18 protein-coding genes and 1 pseudogene are annotated in these 17548 nt (G+C 60.5%); 9 read left to right on the forward strand and 10 right to left on the reverse strand.

The annotated features are described in order from the left end of the window. The coding region (locus AC1DNW_RS17850; protein ID WP_477853915.1) for a TIGR03808 family TAT-translocated repetitive protein at positions 1–1029 on the forward strand (1029 nt) is incomplete at its 5' end. 96 nt (positions 1030–1125) lie between these two features. Further along, positions 1126–1791 (forward strand): glutathione S-transferase family protein, encoded by a 666-nt coding sequence (locus tag AC1DNW_RS17855; protein WP_477853916.1) that lies wholly within the window; start codon positions 1126–1128, stop codon positions 1789–1791. 3 nt (positions 1792–1794) lie between these two features. Here the strand turns inward: AC1DNW_RS17855 and AC1DNW_RS17860 are convergent, their stop codons facing one another. Then, positions 1795–2691, reverse strand: a complete 897-nt coding sequence (locus AC1DNW_RS17860) for a LysR substrate-binding domain-containing protein (protein ID WP_113309920.1) — start codon at positions 2689–2691, stop codon at positions 1795–1797. Positions 2692–2811: 120 nt separating this feature from the next. On the opposite strand from AC1DNW_RS17860, the gene AC1DNW_RS17865 reads away from it, so the two are divergent. Next, positions 2812–3060, forward strand: coding sequence for a hypothetical protein (locus tag AC1DNW_RS17865; RefSeq protein ID WP_477853918.1), 249 nt, complete (start codon positions 2812–2814; stop codon positions 3058–3060). A 43-nt stretch (positions 3061–3103) separates the two neighbouring features. Beyond that, positions 3104–3457: an MmcQ/YjbR family DNA-binding protein gene (locus AC1DNW_RS17870; protein WP_113297125.1), complete on the forward strand. Its 354-nt coding sequence runs from the start codon at positions 3104–3106 to the stop codon at positions 3455–3457. On the opposite strand, the gene AC1DNW_RS17875 is transcribed toward AC1DNW_RS17870, so the two are convergent. Both AC1DNW_RS17875 and AC1DNW_RS17880 read right to left on the reverse strand, forming a co-directional pair. Next, positions 3454–4074, reverse strand: a complete 621-nt coding sequence (locus AC1DNW_RS17875) for a glutathione S-transferase (RefSeq protein ID WP_113297126.1) — start codon at positions 4072–4074, stop codon at positions 3454–3456. The two genes, AC1DNW_RS17870 and AC1DNW_RS17875, sit on opposite strands and share 4 nt — an antisense overlap. Before the next feature lie 103 nt (positions 4075–4177). Continuing rightward, positions 4178–4534 carry a phosphoglycerate kinase gene (locus AC1DNW_RS17880; RefSeq protein WP_113309919.1) on the reverse strand — a complete coding sequence of 119 codons (357 nt, stop codon included), beginning with the start codon at positions 4532–4534 and terminating at the stop codon, positions 4178–4180. A 123-nt stretch (positions 4535–4657) separates the two neighbouring features. Between AC1DNW_RS17880 and AC1DNW_RS17885 the strand changes: the two genes are divergently transcribed. Beyond that, positions 4658–5413 (forward strand): DeoR/GlpR family DNA-binding transcription regulator, encoded by a 756-nt coding sequence (locus AC1DNW_RS17885; protein ID WP_113309918.1) that lies wholly within the window; start codon positions 4658–4660, stop codon positions 5411–5413. 44 nt (positions 5414–5457) lie between these two features. Here the strand turns inward: AC1DNW_RS17885 and AC1DNW_RS17890 are convergent, their stop codons facing one another. Next, positions 5458–6426, reverse strand: a complete 969-nt coding sequence (locus AC1DNW_RS17890) for a hypothetical protein (RefSeq protein WP_162748540.1) — start codon at positions 6424–6426, stop codon at positions 5458–5460. 49 nt (positions 6427–6475) lie between these two features. After that, the gene (locus AC1DNW_RS17895; protein ID WP_477853921.1) at positions 6476–7483 is read right to left on the reverse strand and encodes an asparaginase; all 1008 of its coding nucleotides are present in this window, start codon (positions 7481–7483) and stop codon (positions 6476–6478) included. 197 nt (positions 7484–7680) lie between these two features. Here AC1DNW_RS17895 and AC1DNW_RS17900 point away from each other — a divergent pair, with 197 nt between their 5' ends. Continuing rightward, positions 7681–8892 (forward strand): MFS transporter, encoded by a 1212-nt coding sequence (locus AC1DNW_RS17900; RefSeq protein ID WP_113309915.1) that lies wholly within the window; start codon positions 7681–7683, stop codon positions 8890–8892. A 58-nt stretch (positions 8893–8950) separates the two neighbouring features. Here the strand turns inward: AC1DNW_RS17900 and AC1DNW_RS17905 are convergent, their stop codons facing one another. Beyond that, a complete protein-coding gene (locus AC1DNW_RS17905) occupies positions 8951–9574 on the reverse strand; it encodes a helix-turn-helix transcriptional regulator (protein ID WP_113309914.1) in 624 nt (207 codons plus the stop codon). Positions 9575–9673: 99 nt separating this feature from the next. Here AC1DNW_RS17905 and AC1DNW_RS17910 point away from each other — a divergent pair, with 99 nt between their 5' ends. After that, complete coding sequence (locus AC1DNW_RS17910) at positions 9674–11098, forward strand: MFS transporter (protein WP_113309913.1); 1425 nt, start codon at positions 9674–9676, stop codon at positions 11096–11098. On the opposite strand, the gene AC1DNW_RS17915 is transcribed toward AC1DNW_RS17910, so the two are convergent. The 4 genes from AC1DNW_RS17915 to AC1DNW_RS17930 form a co-directional block, all read right to left on the reverse strand. Continuing rightward, a complete protein-coding gene (locus AC1DNW_RS17915; protein ID WP_113309912.1) occupies positions 11079–12077 on the reverse strand; it encodes an NAD(P)H-quinone oxidoreductase in 999 nt (332 codons plus the stop codon). The genes AC1DNW_RS17910 and AC1DNW_RS17915 overlap by 20 nt on opposite strands. A 78-nt stretch (positions 12078–12155) precedes the next feature. Then, a complete protein-coding gene (locus tag AC1DNW_RS17920) occupies positions 12156–13961 on the reverse strand; it encodes a GGDEF domain-containing protein (RefSeq protein ID WP_477853925.1) in 1806 nt (601 codons plus the stop codon). Positions 13962–14114: 153 nt separating this feature from the next. Further along, positions 14115–14357, reverse strand: a complete 243-nt coding sequence (locus tag AC1DNW_RS17925) for a type II toxin-antitoxin system ParD family antitoxin (RefSeq protein ID WP_113297136.1) — start codon at positions 14355–14357, stop codon at positions 14115–14117. A 213-nt stretch (positions 14358–14570) separates the two neighbouring features. Then, positions 14571–15119, reverse strand: coding sequence for an HdeD family acid-resistance protein (locus AC1DNW_RS17930; protein WP_113297137.1), 549 nt, complete (start codon positions 15117–15119; stop codon positions 14571–14573). A gap of 155 nt (positions 15120–15274) precedes the next feature. Here AC1DNW_RS17930 and betI point away from each other — a divergent pair. Together betI and betB are read left to right on the forward strand one after the other, a co-directional pair. Then, positions 15275–15859 (forward strand): annotated as a pseudogene (gene betI / locus AC1DNW_RS17935) (transcriptional regulator BetI); the annotation flags it as partial. Positions 15860–15995: 136 nt separating this feature from the next. Then, a complete protein-coding gene (gene betB, locus AC1DNW_RS17940) occupies positions 15996–17459 on the forward strand; it encodes a betaine-aldehyde dehydrogenase (RefSeq protein ID WP_477853927.1) in 1464 nt (487 codons plus the stop codon). Positions 17460–17548 lie beyond the last annotated feature (89 nt).

The raw sequence follows: 17548 nt of genomic DNA on the forward strand, positions 1-17548 counted from the left end.
GAGAATGCAGGCCGCATCGAGCTTTCTAATCTCGTCATCGACGGATCGAACCGCTGGCTAGCCGATTATGCCGGCGCCCTCATCCAGTTCACCGGCGTCGGCGAGGTGCTGATCGACAATTGCGAGATCGTCGGCAGCCGCAAGCACGCGCTGCAGCTCGAGCGCTGCGGCGGGCGGATCGAGCGCAGCAAGATCTCGGGCGCCGGGCAGTCCGGCATCTACGCGGTGGAATCGKCGGGGCTTTCGATCACGGGCAATAMAGTCTCCGACTGCGGCAATGGCGGCATTCTGGTGCATCRCTGGAAGAAGGCCGAGGATGGCACGATCRTTTCCGGCAATCGTGTCTCCAATATCCGCGCCAATGACGGCGGCACCGGCGAAAATGGCAACGGCATCAATATTTTCCGCGCCGACGGGGTGACGGTGACTGACAACCAGATCTCCGACTGCGCCTTTACCGCAGTCCGTGCCAATTCCGGCTCCAACATCCTGATCAGCAACAACCAGTGCCGCCGCTCGGGCGAGACGGCCATTTATGTCGAGTTCGAATTCGTCGGCGCCGTCGTGTCAGGCAACATGATCGACGGCGCTGCTAACGGTATCTCGATTGCCAATTTCGACCAGGGCGGCCGGCTGGCAAGTGTGACGGGCAACGTCATCCGCAATCTGACGCTCAAAGGTCCCTACAAACACGAAGTCGGCTTCGGTATCGGCATCGCGGCGGAGGCCGATACGCTGGTATCAGGCAATGTCATCGAGGATGCGCCGCGCTGGGGGCTGCAGATCGGCTGGGGATCCTATCTGCGCAACGTCGTCGTCAACGGCAATGTGGTGCGCAAGTCGCCGGTCGGCTGCGCGGTCTCGGTTGCCGAGGGCGCAGGTTCAGCCGTCATCACCGACAACATCTTCCAGGAGATGGGCAAGGGCGCTGTGCTGGGCTTCGAATGGGAGAAGCAGGTCTCGGACGAGCTTGCGGACGATAGCTCCCCCTACGGTCAGCTGACCGTCGCGCGGAACCGGATTTCCTGAGCGCTATCAAAAGCTTTCATCGACATATCATCCGCGGATGCTTTCTTCGTTCCTGCACTGGCTTTAGGGTTGGCGCGAAATGGAAGGGGATATGCCATGCTGACAATCTACGGGGTTTACCGCTCGCGTTCCGCGCGCGTTTACTGGATGGCCGAGGAACTGGGGATCGAATTCAGATCCGTGCCGGTGCTGCAGGCCAACCGGCTTGCCAACCCGCTCTCGCCGGATGCGCCTGTCAACACGCTCTCGCCGGAATTCCTTGCCATCAATCCGATGGCGCTGATCCCAGCCATCAAGGATGGCGATCTCGTGCTGAACGAGTCGCTGGCGATCAATCTCTATCTCGCGCGAAAATATGGTGGCGATCTCGGCGGCAAAACCGTCGAAGAGGACGGTTTGATGGCGATGTGGACCATCTGGGCGGTTTCCGAGCTCGACGGCAACACCGGCAAGATCGTTTCGACCTATGATAACGGCAACGAAAACACCGAGGCGGGACGCGCGGTGATCGATGTCGCCTGCCGCACCATGAGGCGGCCGCTTTCGGTCCTCGAAAAGCAACTCGACGGCAAGGACTGGATCCTCGGCGGGCGTTTTACGGTCGTCGACCTCAACATCGCGGAAGTGCTGCGCTACGCCCAGAGCGAAACTGCTCTCTTCGACGCGCATCCGAACATTGATGCCTGGATCAGGCGCTGCCAGTCGCGCCCGGCCTATCTGGAGATGCAGCGCAAGCGCTCGCTGGAGCCGGTCGAAATCTGAGGATCAGCCGAAGACCGCGGCCGTTTCAGCCATTTCCTCGCGGATCCAGGCCTTGAAGTCGCGCACCTTCTTCGGCTCACGGCTGCCTTCGGCACTCACGAAATAATAACCGTCGCCGGTATTGGCGCGAATGCCGAAGGGTGCGACCAGCCTGCCTTCCTGCAATGAAAAGCCCGCAAGCGTCTGCCAGGCGAGCATCACGCCCTGCCCGGCAATCGCCGAATCGAGGCAGAGCGAGGCATCGTTGAACACATGGCGCACGGCAGGCGGCGCGCCAGAGAGACCGGCTGCCTGCATCCAGACATCCCATGTGAACATGGCGTGAGCATCGATGACGGCCGGCAGTTTCAGKATATCGGCCGGCTCCTTCAGCTTCGCGGCCATCTCGGGGGAGCAGACAGGAAACACCACCTGGTCCAAGAGATGCTCGACCTTCACGCCCGGCCAATGTCCCTTGCCGACCCGGATGGCGACATCGATGTCGGAGGCGGCCAGATTGACGAGTTTGGTGGTCGCGTCGAGGCGCAGGTTGATTTCCGGGTGGCGTTCCATGAACCTGTCCAGCCGGCAGACCAGCCAGCGGGCAGCCAAAACAGGCGCCACCGATATGGTCAGGATGCATTCGTCCTTGCGCTGCGCCATCGAGACAGCTTCCGCAAGACGGAGGAAGCCTTCGTTCAGGGCGGCAAGAACGGGAGCGCCTGCTTCCGTTGCCAGCATGCCCTTCGGCGTGCGCTCGAAGAGCAGCCGGCCGAGCTGTGCTTCAGCCTTGATGACCTGCTGGCTGACGGCGCCGACGGAGACGCCAAGTTCATCCGCGGCCGCCTGAAGCGAGCCCAGCCGGCCAACGGCCTCCAATGCGCGAAGGCCATTGAGATGTACGGAATTGAGATTTCTCATATAGTTTTCCTATAGTATGGAACCGGTAATCTCAATTGAAAAGCGGATATTCATCGCCGATATTGACAGCACAAGACGATTATCTCCGAAGGCATTGGATAGAATGAGCCGTCGAGGCCGATGATCCTGCTCGCGCCGATGGCCGTACCACGCTTTGAGAAAGCGAGAGCCGAGATGACACTGCTGAAGTTTTTCTGGAGCCAACCAAATCCTGGTACGAGTAGCTCACCGACCKAATATGATTGGGATGTCGATCTGCTCGATCACCCTGATATCGTTGCCATGTCACAGCGCGAGCTTGCAGACCTGCCTTTGCCGATGCCCGCGTCGCACCGCACGCCACAACGACAACTAGAGAAATGCGTCTGAAACTGTAATATATTCCCGTTCAGGAATATTCAGGGCGGGCGGCATGACGGAAAGTGTGGAAGGCATTCTGGCGCGGTTGAGGCGGCTGGCAACGGAGGCAGGCCTGCCTGGCATCGAGGAAAGTACCTCTTATGGCAGCCCGGCGCTGAAGGTCGGTGGCAAAAGTTTCGTCGCGGTCAAGAACGATGAAACGGTGGTGATCTCGATCCCGATCGACCACAAGGAACACCTGCTGACGATGGCGCCCGATATCTATTATCAGACGAACCACTATGTCGGCTGGCCGCATCTGCCGGTCCGGATTGCCGTTATCGACGACGACGAACTCAAGCAGCGGCTGATCGACGCCTGGACGTACCGGGCGCCGAAGAAGTTGATATTCGCCTATAGGGCTTAGACTTTTTCGCGTGCAAGTGCGCGCTGTACCGCGGGGCGCTCCAGCATGCGGCCGTAATGTTCGCTGACCCTCGGGAAAACCGAGGGATCGACGCCGTCGGATGGCAGCCAGCCAGTCATGACGAAGAGATAGGGATCGGCGACCGTATAGGCGTCGCCCATGACCCACGGACCCTGGAACAGGCTTGCCTCGATCAGTTCGAAGCTTTCGGTCATGGTCTGCGGCACCTTGGCCTTCATCGCCTCCAGCGCGGCGGCGTCATCGGCCCAACGGTACCCGCGCGGGCGGTGGGCATGGTTCACATGCACGGTCGACGAGATGTAGCTGTTGAAAGCCTGCAGTCGCGCAAACTCGAAGGGATCGTCGATCGGGCCAAGCTTTGCGGCTGGCGCGATCTGGGCGATATAAGCAAGGATTGCCGTATTCTCGGTCAGCACGCCACGTTCGGTCGCCAGGGCTGGAACGCGACCTTTCGGATTGATCTTCAGATAGGCTTCCGAACGCTGTTCGTTTTCCCGCGTATTGACCTTCTTGGCGTCGAAGGAGAGGCCGGATTCCTCAAGGGCGATAAGACTTGCAAGCGCGCAGCTTCCCGGTGCGAAATAAAGTGTAAGCATGATGAGACTCCCCTTTTCGGGGAGCCTTATAGCGTGAGCTTCAGGGCCGGCGAAAGATAGAGCCGTGCTTTCTCTTCACCTCGGCGGGCAGAATAAGCGACACTCAGGCGCAGCCTGGCACATCTTCCAGCCGGTACCAAACCGGAATGCCGCGCTCGGTGGCGATGCGCACGTCGTTATCCGCCCCTTTGGAATCGCCCGGCAGGCGCAGCACGCCCTCGCAGAGCTGCAGCAGCCGGCCGGCCACCGGATGGAAGATTTCCTCGTAGAGATCATCTCCGACAGACTTTCCCCCGGCCGCATGCCAGATCGGCAAGGCCACCCATTCGCCGATCATCGGCACATGGCCTGCCCGGAAAAGTGCGCAGGACGGCTCCTCCAGGCGCTTGAGGTTGGCAGCCATCTTTGCCGGGTCATCGCCCGTTCCGGACCTGTAGGGCCCGGCAATCAAAATTAACATGATCTACTCCATCGACTCCCGGCCTCATGCACGGGATTTCGCGAAAATGCACGATATTTCTTGAATGTCGAGTCAATTCGTGCATATTCGCGATACTTCGTAGATTTTCGTGCAGGAGCATTCATGCTGACCAGCCAACGCAAGGCCCTCATCCTCGATATCCTGCGCCGCGACGGGCAGGTGATTGCCAAGCGGGTGGCGGAGGATTTCGAACTCTCGGAGGATACGATCCGCCGCGATCTGCGGGAGATGGCGGCGGAAGGGCTGCTGAAGCGCGTGCATGGCGGCGCCTTGCCCATTGCCCCTGATCTGCCCGACTTCACGGCCCGCAGTGAAGTCGCTTCCGAGATCAAGGCCCGGCTCGGCGCAAAGGCGGCGCAGATGGTGAAAGCCGGGCAGATGGTATTTCTCGACGGCGGAACGACGACGGCGGAAGTGGCGCGCCATCTGCCGCGAGACATTCCCCTCACCATCGCCACGCACAGCCCGACGATTGCCGCCGAGCTGGAGCATTACCCGACGGCCGAGGTGATCCTCTGCGGCGGCAGGCTCTACAAGCACTCGATGGTGGCGACAGGCGCGGTCGCGATGGCGACGATCTCCGCTCTGCGGCCGGATATCTTCTTCCTCGGGGTGACGGCCGCTCATCCCGTGCACGGATTTTCGACCGGTGATTTCGAGGAGGCGGCAATCAAGCGGCACATTGCCCGCTGTTCAGCGGAGACGCATGTGCTGCTGACCGCGGAGAAATTCGATCTCGTTTCACCCTGCCCGGTGCTGGCCGTCAGCGAGGTGGCGGGGCTGATCGTGCCAGCGGAAATGCCGGCCGAACGGCTGAAGCCCTATCGCGATCTCAACGCTGCGATCTTGGCAGCGTGATTGCCCTGTGAGACAGAGAACAGCGTGATCCTTTGACCTACGATTCAACGTGTGATTTCGATGCTGTCGATCGAGTAATCAGAGGCGCCGAGATCATCGGATTGACTGTGCATGACCAAGAAGTAGCGAAGTTCCTCGATATAATATCCGCTTTCCTTCCAGCTTGTATGGTCGCACTGCAGCGGCCAGGCGCGGCCTTCAAGAGCAGCGTGGACAGTCTTCGCTTCGACCGACCGGCCAATCATGCAGGAGGTTTCTTGAAGCCCGGCTCCTCCCGACATTTCCGTACCGAAGGAAAAGGAGGCATCAGCAGCCCAAGCCGAGACGGTCAACGTCAATGCTGTCGTGATCGTTATCCTCCGGTTTTCCTGAGGGCCGTGTAAGCCCCGCTGATTGTTTTTGGATTTCAGCTGCACTGGACCCACCTCTTCACGGTCCATGACGAAGCTTGGACTATAGACTTCACGAACCCGGGTCGTCCCGCTTTTGCCTGGTTTGACGACGAGGGTGACCTGGTGACCGGGTCTTGTGCTGCTCGTCCTCGTAATGCTGGCCTCCAGTGCGACAGGTCCGTTGGGCAGTATCGCCTGCAGCTTTGCGGCCGTTGCCTGCACATTTGCGGGAACGGCGACATCATCCAGCCCAGGTTCGTCGCCGTAGCCAGGCTGGCTGATCTCTTGAAGAATCGATTGAAACGAGGCGCGCCCCTGGCTGAAGATTGTTTCATCGGGATGACTAAGGCATCCCCTGAATGATCGTTCGATGAGCTGCTGGGCTTCCCTCTCGCCGAATTTCTGCCTTATGACATCGAAATGCTCCATCACCGATATGATGACGGCATTGGCACCCTCATTGATGACTGTCTGGTTATTGTCGCGCATCGCGTCGACCAGGATTTGACATTTGGATTCAGTCGTCAAACTGCCAAGGAGCGGGTTAGGCGAACCGCCGGAGGATTCTGCCGCCTGCGCCGCACCCAACCCCTGCCCAGAATGCCGTGACGGCAACGACACCGAACGATCCGAATCTTGCCATCCAGATATTTTCCTTGTTGACCTGCGCTCACTCGGTCAAAGCCGAGGTCACCCTGACATCACCGACATGGATGCCATTCCAGTTGTGCATCGATTTATTTGCCAGAGCGGTCAGCGCAGCATGTTCCTTGCTGCCCTTTTCGAAGTAGCGGGCAAGTGTCGCTGCAACCATGGCTTCGGCAGCGCGGGTGGTACCATCATCACACTTCAATGCGATCGCAATACCCTGTTCCGGGATGGCAGCGCAGAAGACGCCTTCGGCGCCCGTCTTGCAAAAGATCCGTCCGGGGGCKATCTGCATCAGCACTGTGCAGGCGCGGCCGGTGCCGGCGACATAGAAGGGCTCTGCCATGCAGGCTTCGAAAAGGCGGCGGGATGCTTTTGCACGCTCACGACCGAGGCCATTGCCGGTCGCCATCTTCGCAAAGCCGTGGGCGAGTGCCTTCAGCGGCACGGCATAGCTCGGAATGGAGCAGCCATCGGTGCCGCAATTGTCATGGCCGAGTGCTGCACCCGTCAGGTTCTCCATGGCGTCGCGGATCTGCTGCTKCAGCGGATGGTCGTATCCGACATAACCCTTGCTATCGATGCCCTGATGGCAGCATGTGCAGACGAAGCCGGCATGCTTGCCGGAGCAATTGTTGTGAAGCGCCGTCGGCTTCTCCAGCGTGCGCGCCTGGTGGATCAGCGTCTTCTGGTCCGAGGACCAGTGCGCGCCGCATTCCAATGCGTCCATGTCACGGCCGGCTCGCGAGAGCATGGAGGCGGCGAGCGCCACATGTTCGTCCTCGCCGCTATGGGAGGAACAGGCGAGAGCCAGTTCCTTGTTGCCGAACCCATGGGCATCCGCCGCGCCGCTTTCGACCAGCGGCAGCGCCTGCATCGCCTTGCAGGCCGAGCGCGGAAAGACGCCAGCCTCGATAACACCCAGCGAAAAGGCGACACGGCCATCGCCATCCACGATCGCAACCGATCCGCGATGGCGGCTTTCGACGAGCGAACCTCGGGTGACTTCAACGAGGACGGGATTGGACATGGGCGAGAATCCGGATTGTTGGCAGGGAGACTGAGGGCATAGCCCCTCGCTTTCCGAAAGCCAATGGAATTTGCGCTGCATGCCGGCCRATCACAGCATCTAAACAACCATCACACGAAGTGACTGTTGTTGCGGCAAGCTATCGTTTTCCGTGTAGGCACGATGGAGCTAGAGATAGGGCATCAGGACTCGTTCTCATGCCATCTTCATTTTCTTCCATCATCCGCGACAGCCGCATCCGCATTCCGACCGTCACCCTGGTTGCACTCGCCTTCACCTATGCCTCGACCGTCCCCTATCAGTCGATCATCGGCATCAGCGAACTCGGCATGAGTGACGGCGCCTATTCGGCGCTGGTGTTTGCCGCTGCCGTCGTCAATGTCGCGATCAGCCTTACGCTCGGCATATGGTCCGACAGGCTGACGGAAAGACGGCCGCTGGTGCTGGCGCTTTCGGTTGCAGGCATTATCGGCTTCGGATCGATCGCGCTCATCCACAGTCCCGCCATCTTCATCCTTTCGGTGCTGTTTCTAGTGCCGATGAGCAATTCCACCTATTCGCTGCTCTTTGCGAGCGTGCGGGCGCGCACCAATCAGCTGGCCCGCAGCGAGGCGGTMGCCATCACTTCGACGGTGCGGGCGCTCTATTCCGGCTCATGGGCGGTGGCGCCGGGGCTGGTCGGCCTGGCGCTGGTGACCTCGCCATCGATGACTCCGGCCTACGCGGTTGCGGCGCTGGCAAGCCTGACCTGCTTCTGCCTCTATTTCTTCTTCGCACCCGGCAACGGTCCGGCGCGCGAGACGATGCCCAACCAGCCGGGTTTCTTCGCCTCGCTAAAGCGGGTCTTTGCGCCCGATGTTTTCCAGCGTGTCTTCGTCATGTCGCTGCTGCTCGGCCTGCAGCGGCTGAACGGCATGGTCGCACCGCTCATCATCGTGCACTCGATCGGCGGCTCGGTCGTCGACGTCGGCTTCCTGTCAGGCCTGACGGCCCTCCTAGAAATGCCCTTCATGATGATGTGGGGGCTGGTGCAGCGGCGCTTCCATACGGTGCATGTGCTGGCCTTCGGCTCGGTGCTCTACTGTCTGTACCTGGTGCTGCTCGGCTTTGCCACCGCACCCTGGCAGCTCTATGCGCTGCTTGGTCTCAACGCCTGCGGGGCGGCTGCGATCCTCAGCCTGCCGATCACCTATCTGCAGGATCTCATCGCCGACCGGCCGGGGCTCGGCAGTTCACTGATCTCGCTCAACACCTTTATCGGCATCGGCGTCGCCGCAGGTGTTTTCGCTCTGGGAACGGCAGTCACCGATTATTCCGGCACGGCCTTCGTCGGCGCCGCTGTCGGCATCGTCACCATCGTGATCCTGCTTTATCTGGAAAGCGGCAGTCGCGTGCGCCAGCCGGCATAAATCTCTCTTCTTGGCAATTCCTTATGGAAAACCGAACGACACTTTTCCGGGAATTGCTCTATCTCGGGGTAATCCGATAGGCACAGCGGCGCGCGCCAAGCAGGATATGCTCGCTACGCTCGACATTGGCCGAAAGCACGCTGCGGAAGGTTTCGATTTCCGAACGGCAGAAGCCGGCGCAGACCGTCGCCGCCGCGCAGATCGGACAATGGTTTTCGACAAGCATCAATGATCCGTCGCTCTCCTGCCAGCTATCGGCCATATAGCCCTCGCGGCTTCGGATGGCGGCGAGCCCCTCGACGCGGGCGGCAAGATCCGGCCTKCCGGCAAGCTCTTCGCGATAGCGCTGCAGCGTTTCGTTTTCGCGGGCGGCAATGACTGCATCGAGCGCGGCGGGGCCGAGCTGCTCGACAACAGTCGTCAGCAAGGTTGCCGTCAGTTCAGCATGGCCATCCGGAAAATGCCTGTTACCCTCAGCCGTAAGATGCCAGAGCTGGCTTGGGCGCCCCCTGCCCCTGGCGGCGACGGTGACAGGTTCCACCAGCCCTTCTTCCGCCATCTTGGCAAGCTGCTGTCGGGCGGCCTCACCGGAAATGCCGAGCGCATCGCCGACTGCAGCAGCGAGCTGCGGCCCTCCGGTCTTCAACAGGATCAGGATGCGGTTGACGGGAGACTGGCGCATATTTCCAAGTTATCTCTTGTTTTAATCCGAGGCTCATGCAATTTTCCAATTAATAGCTTGGAAAATAATCACGAGCCAGGAAAAACGCAAGGATTCATCATGTCCGAGACCGCCTTGGAGCCACCCGGCTCGTCAACCTCCCTCTTCCAGCTGTTTTCTCCCTCGCTGTTGCCGGCGACATTGATGCTTGGCGGCGGCATGACGATCTCAGCCGTCGAAAGTTACATTACAGCGACGATCGCGCCGAGCATCGTGCGGGACATCGGTGGGCTTGAGCTGTTTTCCCTGGTGACGACACTTTATATCGCTGCCACCATACTGGGGTCGATCTTCATGGCGATGCGACCGAAGAGCATTAGTCTGCGCAATGTCTATATTGTTGCGGCCGTGGTCTTCGGTGTCGGCAGCCTGCTTTGCGCTGTTGCACCTTCGATGCCGGTCGTGCTGATCGGCCGAACGGTGCAGGGTTTCGGCACCGGCGCACTTGCCGCCCTCTGTTACGCTTTCATCCGCTTTGTCTATCCCGAGCCGCTCTGGCCCAAGGCTTCGACGCTCTATGCGGCGATCTGGGGTGTGTCGACCGTCATCGGGCCGACGCTCGGTGGCTTCTTTGCGCATGGCAGCAGCTGGCGCTATGCCTTCGCCGTGCTCGTGCCGCTCGGCGTACTGATGGCGATGCTGGCGCCGCGGCTGCTACCAGAGGCCGAGGACGACCGCGAACAGACGAAGGTGCCTGTCATGCAGATCTGCCTGTTGCTGGCGGCGGTGCTCCTGGTCAGCACCGCGGGCACGGTCGAGATGACAACGGCGAAGATCGCGCTGATCGCCGTTTCGGTCGTCGCCGTCGGCGCGATGCTCGTCATCGAACGCAAGGGAGACAACCGGCTGCTGCCATCAGGCGCGGTAACGCTCAGTCGACCGATCTCGCGGGTGTACCTCACAATGCTCGGTCTGACCTTCGTTTTGGTCAGCGATATCTTCATTCCCTATTTCCTGCAGGTCCTGCACGGGGTGACGCCGCTGATCTCGGGCTATCTGGTGGCGCTGGTCGCGCTCGGATGGACGGTGGCCGCTTTCTCCAGCGGCTCCTTCTCCGGCCGGAAAGCCAACGCGGCAGTTATTGCAGGCTGTGTGACGGAGGCCGCGGCAACAGCCGCACTCGCCATCTTCCTCGCCCGCGAAAATACTGATGCGCATCTCGCGATCCTTGGACCGGCGGCGGTTGCCATGTTCATGATGGGTTTCGGGATCGGCCTTGGCTGGGCGCATCTCGTCGCTAAGGTTCTGAAGCTCGTAATCGACAGCGAGCAGGACAAAGCGTCGGCGGCAATCCCGACCATGAGCTCGCTCGGCAGCGCCTTCGGCGCGGCCTTTGCCGGCGTCATCGCCAATGGCGCAGGACTGGTAGAGCCGGGAGGCGTTGCAGGGGCGCTTTCAGCTGCAGGCTGGCTCTATCTGATCATGGCCGTGCCCGGGCTGATTGCCATCGGCGCGGCGCTATCGCTCAACCGAGCTTCAGCATGATCTTGCCGATGTGGTTGCTGGTCTCCATCAGCCGATGGGCGGCGGCCACATCTTGGAAGGCAAAGGTCTTGTAGATGACGGGCGCGACCGTGCCGGCTTCGAGAAGCGGCCAGACTTCGGACAGGAGATCGTCGCGGATCGCCCGCTTCTCCTCTGCCGTGCGCGGGCGCATGGTGGAGCCGGTCACCGTCAGGCGCTTGACCATGATCGGCGCCAGGTTGACCTTTTCGGCAACCGCGCCCTGCAGGAAGGCGATGATGGACAGGCAACCGTCTTTGGCCAGCGAGGCGATGTTCTTTTCGAAATAGGCCGCGCCGATCATGTCCAGGACGATATCCACGCCGTGACCGGTCTCTTCCTTGATGACGGCGGCGAAATCCTCTTGCTTGTAGTTGATGGCCCTCGTGGCGCCGAGCTTCTCGCAGGCCTCGCACTTCTCCTTGGAGCCGGCGGTCGCATATACCTCGGCGCCGAAGGCCTTGGCGAGCTGAATGGCGGTTGTACCGATGCCGCTGGAACCGCCATGGATCAGCACTTTCTCGCCTTCCGTCAGACCGGCCATCTGGAAGAGGTTTGCCCAGACGGTAAAGAAAGTCTCCGGAAGAGCAGCCGCCTTCACTGCATCGTATCCCCTAGGGAAAGGCAGTGCCTGGCCGGCGGGCAGAAGGCAATATTCGGCATAGGCGCCGCCGTTTGCGAGGCCGCAGACCTTGTCGCCCAGCGCATAGCCAGTCACGCCAGGGCCGATCGCAACGACTTCGCCGGCAAGTTCGAGGCCGAGAATGGGGCTCGCATCCTTCGGTGGCGGATAGCTCCCCTGGCGCTGGGAAATATCAGGGCGGTTGACGCCAACAGCCTCTGTATGGACGAGGATCTGGCCTTCGCCCGGCACCGGCACCGGTCCGTTTGCAATGACCATCGCCTCCGGCCCGCCGAAAGACGGCAGATCGACAAAACGCATATGCGAAGGCAACGACATGACCCGGCTCTCCCTATTCCGAAGCATTGGAGATAATTCAGGGTCCGGGGCTTGGGAAGGCCGGAAGTAACAGAGGCGTCAATTCGCCTCGCCTAACGTATGGAATATGAGGCCCTCGTCGCTCTCCTTGGCGCTCGACTTCACCTGGGCGATTTCGGCGCTGACGCGATTGATATCGTCGATGACGAGACCTTCCGGCAGTTCGAGAACACCGATCGAGCAGCGCATCAGCGGGAAGAAGGCTTCCGCGCCGGCGCGATCGTGACCGCGGATACGGCCGGCGGCGCGGTCCTCATCCGAATAGAAATCAAGCACGTCATCATGGAAATCGCTGATCAGACGGTCGAGGATTTCCGTCAGTTCCTCCTTCGTCCAGCCGACGACGCCGATGAAGAAGTCGTCGCCGCCGACATGGCCGAGGAAGTGGCGCTCGGCGAAGAAGTAACGGCGCATCAGCGCGGCGAAGAGCGAGATCGCATGATCGCCGAGATGGAAGCCGTAGGCATCATTGAAGGGTTTGAAGTTGTCGAAGTCGCAATAGCAGAAATGGCGCACTTCATCGCCGTCGCGGCCGGAATGGCGCATGAAATCACGGATGGCGCGGTTACCCGGCAGGCCGGTCAGCGGGTTCTGGTCCTGCGCCGTCTTCAGCTGCTTTTCGTTGATGACCTTGATCAGCGAAGCGGCGGAAACGACACCGGCATAACGCATGTTGTCGGTGAGGATCAGGCAGTTGCTGCCTTCCATATTGGCGAAGATCGCCATCAGCTGGTCGGCGTCGCTGTCGAGGCCGACGATCGGCGCGCGCTCGACAAAATGCGAGATGGTGCGCTCATAGACCTTGTTCTTCAGGAGATCGCGGCCGAAGGGCTGATAGATATATTCCTTGAGGTGATGCTCGTGGATAATGCCGCGCGGTTCACCATTGGCGTTCAGCACCGGGAAGTAGGCCTGGCGCGGGTTGCGGCGGAACAGCTMGAATACCGTGTCGATGGCGTCGCTCTCATAGACGGTCGGCAGCATTTCGATCTGCTTGCGGATGAGGATTTCATCGAGCGACTGGCTGTTGCCCTTGTTCTTGCCGAGTTCCTGCAAGTGCGGGTAGGCCGGTACGAGCTCTGAGAGATGCGTCGATKGGCGGGAGATGAACCAGCCCTGCACGAGATCGACGCCATAATCGCGGCAGACGATAAATTCGGCTTCCGTCTCGATGCCCTCGGCGATCACGCGGGTGCCGAGCACGTGGGCCATGTGGACGATGCTCTTCAACAGGTGCCGCTTGCGCGGGCTGCGATCGATATCGGCGACGAAATGGCGGTCGATCTTCAGGTAGTCGACGGAGTAATCGCAGAGCAGCTTCATCTCGCCGTGGCCAACGCCGAAATCGTCGATCGCCAGCTTGAAGCCAGCCTTGCGCAGGCGCAAGACGAGTTCGGCGAACTCGGGCACGCTGGTATTGTCGAAGCGCTCGGAGAATTCGAAGCAGATGGAGGACGGCGGGATATTCGCCGTTTTCAGCTGCAGCAGCAGACTCTCGACAAGACGATTGCCATGCGGGATGAGGCGAACGTCGAGATTGAGGAAAAGCGTGGCGGTCGCGAAATTCGAGAGCGTCGCAAACTTGGCGAGTGCGCGGTTCGCGACCATTTGCTCAAGTTGCAGGAGCTGTCCGGTCTCATGGGCTTCGTCAAGGATTTCTATCGGCGTTTCGAAACCGATGCGCTCCTGTCCGCGCATGAGGGATTCATAACCGAAGACCGTGCCGGTGCCGGCTTCGACGATCGGCTGAAACGCATTTTCGACGACGAGTTTGGCGAGGGTGACGATTTGATCGCTAGCGTAACGACGCACGACACCCGGTTCGACGCTGGCAGCCAAAGACATGCCAATCTCCACTGTAACCTTTTCTTTTTCGGCCGGACAATGGAGCAGAAGGGTCAACGAACCCTTTCGTCAGTGTGAAACTTTTATGAACGCGCAAACGCTCATGCACGCTGAGCGCTTATTAGATTTTTGTTTTTTCAATCAACGGCTTACTCAAGCCGAGCGGCGGTGTTCCGCTTCGTGATCGGCGAACATATCGGCGACGCATCTGCCGCCGCTGGGTGCGCTTTCATCGGCCAGAACTTCGTTGCGATATTCGCCCAATTTACGGGCGGCATCCCACAGGCGCAGTGCTTCGCGCACGACTTCGCTGCTCGATGCATATCCGCCTTGATCGACAGCATCGCGGATGCCGGCTGCCTGGAGCGGTGAGATGGAAACGGTGACCATCGGCATGGAATTCTCCTCCCATTCTATTTCGGCAGAGACTGCCTCGGGGGTCCATTTTCGGCTTTCTGGGGCGACGCGCGCCAATGCCGAAGTGCCTCAGCACAGGAGGCGGCCCTTCTCAGGAGCAGCCTTCAATTCCGGAATTTTAGTACCCCGTCATCTTCTTGTCAAAAAAGAAACGGCTGGGACCTGACCATCCGGCGGCCTCTCTCCACAGTTTCAAGACCGAATACCTAGGCCGAAGGCGAGCATTGTCCAGCCCTGAACGATAAGATCGATTGCCAGGAACAGGCCGAGGATCCAGAGGCTGTTGACCGGCCAACCGAGCGCAATCAGGAAGCCTGCAAGGGCGGTGATGACGCCGCTTGCGACAATCCAGCCCCAGCCTTTGAGCGGCCGCATACGCCTACCGACGAAGACGCGAAAGACACCGGCAATAAGCAGCGCAATGGCGAGAAACAACGTCAAGGCTGCCGAGGTGAGGATCGGGTTGATGAAGGCGAATATGCCGGCGAGCACATAGAGAACGCCGCTCAACGCCCAGAAGAGGACGTGATCCCAGCCGCGCACCTGAAAGGCGTGGACGAGATAGATAACACCACCTGCCAGCATCAGCATGCCGACATAGAAGACCGAAGCGACGGTCGCCATCAGCAGGTTGCCGAGAGCGATKAGGCCGCAGATGAGAAGCAACACGCCGAGACCGACGAACCATACCCATTTCGACCGCAGCGGGGATGCAGGCATTCCGTCGTAAATATTAGCCATCGGCGCACCTCCTGATTGCTGGAGATATGCTGCAACAATTTCGCACGGAAAGAGATGAGCGAGATCAATTCAGTGAAAGATTTTTATTGATTGATCAGTCAATCAAAAATACGCTCCATGCATTCTMGGGAGGACTGAGCTTGCCGAAGGTCGGAATGGAACCGGTGCGCCGCAAGGCGCTTGTGGATGCGGCGCTGCGGGTGATCGGCGATCACGGCTCGCTGAGCGTCACCATGTCGGACATCGCCCGGCGGGCCGGTGTGTCGCCCGCGCTTGCGCATCACTATTTCGGCAGCAAGGCACAGCTGCTGATCGAGACGATCCGTTTCCTTTTACGGCAGCTGCGCGACGACGCGGTAACAGCGCTGAGACAAGCTGCAACGCCGCGCGAACGGATCTCGGCCATCATCCGCGTCAGCTTTAACGCCGACCAGTTCGCGCCACAGACGATCGCCGCCTGGCTCGCCTTCTATGCAGAGGCACAGCGATCCGAGGAGACGCGGCGTTTCCTCGTTATCTATGCCCGACGCCTGCGCTCCAACCTGCTTGCGCCGCTCAAGTCGCTCTGCCCTGCAGATGCCGCAGAACGCATTGCCGAGGGCGCGGCCGCGATGATCGATGGACTCTATATCCGCCAAAGTCTGAAATCGGCGCCGATCGGCATCGCAGCCTCGATCGCGCTGACGGAAGACTATGTGAATGCGCTCTTGGCAGCCACCTCCCCTTCTCCCCGTCGGGGAGAAGATGTCCGAAGGACAGATGAGGGGGTGAGCGACGCAGGGCCGAGATTGCGGCCCCCTCATCCGGCCCTGTGGGCCACCTTCTCCCCGAGGGGAGAAGGGACGACCAGATCGAACCAAGCCAGGGACAAAAGACATGAAAGCCCAGCCGAAAGCATCGCACTTCATCGACGGGGAATATGTCGAGGATGACGGCGGCACCGTCATCGAAAGCATCTATCCGGCAACCGGCGAAGTGATCGCCCGGCTGCATGCCGCAACGCCCGCCATCGTCGAAAAGGCAATCGCCGCTGCCAAACGCGCCCAGCCGGAATGGGCGGCACTGAGCCCGATGGCGCGCGGGCGCATCCTGAAGCGTGCAGCCGAAATCATGCGTGAGCGCAACCGCGAGCTTTCGGAACTGGAGACGCTCGACACCGGCAAGCCGATCCAGGAAACGATCGTTGCCGATCCGACCTCAGGCGCCGACGCCTTCGAATTCTTTGGCGGCGTAGCACCGGCGGGGCTGAATGGCTCGCACATCCCGCTCGGCCAGGACTTCGCCTATACGAAGCGCGTGCCGCTCGGCGTCTGCGTCGGCATCGGCGCCTGGAATTATCCGCAACAGATCGCCTGCTGGAAGGGTGCACCGGCGCTGGTTGCCGGCAATGCCATGGTCTTCAAGCCCTCGGAAACAACGCCGCTCGGCGCGCTGAAGATTGCCGAAATCCTGCATGAGGCCGGCCTACCGAAGGGGCTCTACAACGTCATCCAGGGCGACCGGGGCACAGGACCGCTGCTCGTCAACCATCCCGATGTCGCCAAGGTTTCGCTGACCGGCTCGGTTCCGACCGGCCGCAAGGTAGCGGCTGCCGCTGCAGGCCAGCTGAAGCATGTGACGATGGAGCTCGGCGGCAAGTCACCCCTGATCGTCTTCGACGATGCCGATCTCKACAGCGCCGTCGGTGGGGCGATGCTCGGCAATTTCTATTCGACGGGCCAGGTCTGCTCCAACGGCACGCGCGTCTTCGTGCAGAAGAAGATCAAGGGCGAATTCCTGAAACGGCTGAAGGCGCGGACCGAGGCGATCCTCATCGGTGACCCCATGGACGAAGCCAGCCAGCTCGGCCCGATGGTCTCCTGGGCACAGCGCGAGAAGGTGCTTGCCTATATCGAGAAGGGAAAGGCCGAGGGCGCAACGCTGGTGACCGGCGGCGGCATTCCAAACCATGTGACGGGCGAAGGCTATTTCGTGCAGCCGACGGTCTTTGCCGATGTGACTGATGGAATGACGATCGCGCGGGAAGAAATTTTCGGGCCTGTCATGTGCGTGCTCGATTTCGACGACGAAGCCGAAGTCATCAAGCGCGCCAATACGACGGAATTCGGCCTCTCGGGCGGCGTCTTCACGGCCGATCTGACCCGCGCACATCGCGTCGTCGACCAGCTGGAAGCCGGCACGCTATGGATCAACACCTACAATCTGTGCCCGGTGGAAATACCGTTCGGCGGCTCGAAGCAGTCGGGTTTCGGGCGGGAGAATTCGCTGGCAGCACTTGAGCACTATAGCGAGCTGAAGACGGTTTATGTCGGCATGGGGCCGGTGGTCTCACCTTACTGACTAAAAGTCCCCTCCCCAACCCCTCCCCACAAGGGGAGGGACTAACGGGCCGCATCGTCGCGTTCGACCTCATCCGTTGTGGTGTGATG

Source organism: Rhizobium sp. 05L429, assembly GCF_056397645.1.

What these genes read in the sequence shown, in the direction of transcription:
- AC1DNW_RS17855 (WP_477853916.1), top strand. Translation starts at nt 1,126, where the DNA reads ATGCTGACAATCTACGGGGTTTACCGCTCGCGTTCCGCGCGCGTTTAC.
- AC1DNW_RS17885 (WP_113309918.1), top strand. Translation starts at nt 4,658, where the DNA reads ATGCTGACCAGCCAACGCAAGGCCCTCATCCTCGATATCCTGCGCCGC.
- AC1DNW_RS17915 (WP_113309912.1), bottom strand. Translation starts at nt 12,077, where the DNA reads ATGTCGTTGCCTTCGCATATGCGTTTTGTCGATCTGCCGTCTTTCGGC.
- AC1DNW_RS17870 (WP_113297125.1), top strand. Translation starts at nt 3,104, where the DNA reads ATGACGGAAAGTGTGGAAGGCATTCTGGCGCGGTTGAGGCGGCTGGCA.
- AC1DNW_RS17880 (WP_113309919.1), bottom strand. Translation starts at nt 4,534, where the DNA reads ATGTTAATTTTGATTGCCGGGCCCTACAGGTCCGGAACGGGCGATGAC.
- AC1DNW_RS17925 (WP_113297136.1), bottom strand. Translation starts at nt 14,357, where the DNA reads ATGCCGATGGTCACCGTTTCCATCTCACCGCTCCAGGCAGCCGGCATC.
- AC1DNW_RS17875 (WP_113297126.1), bottom strand. Translation starts at nt 4,074, where the DNA reads ATGCTTACACTTTATTTCGCACCGGGAAGCTGCGCGCTTGCAAGTCTT.
- AC1DNW_RS17910 (WP_113309913.1), top strand. Translation starts at nt 9,674, where the DNA reads ATGTCCGAGACCGCCTTGGAGCCACCCGGCTCGTCAACCTCCCTCTTC.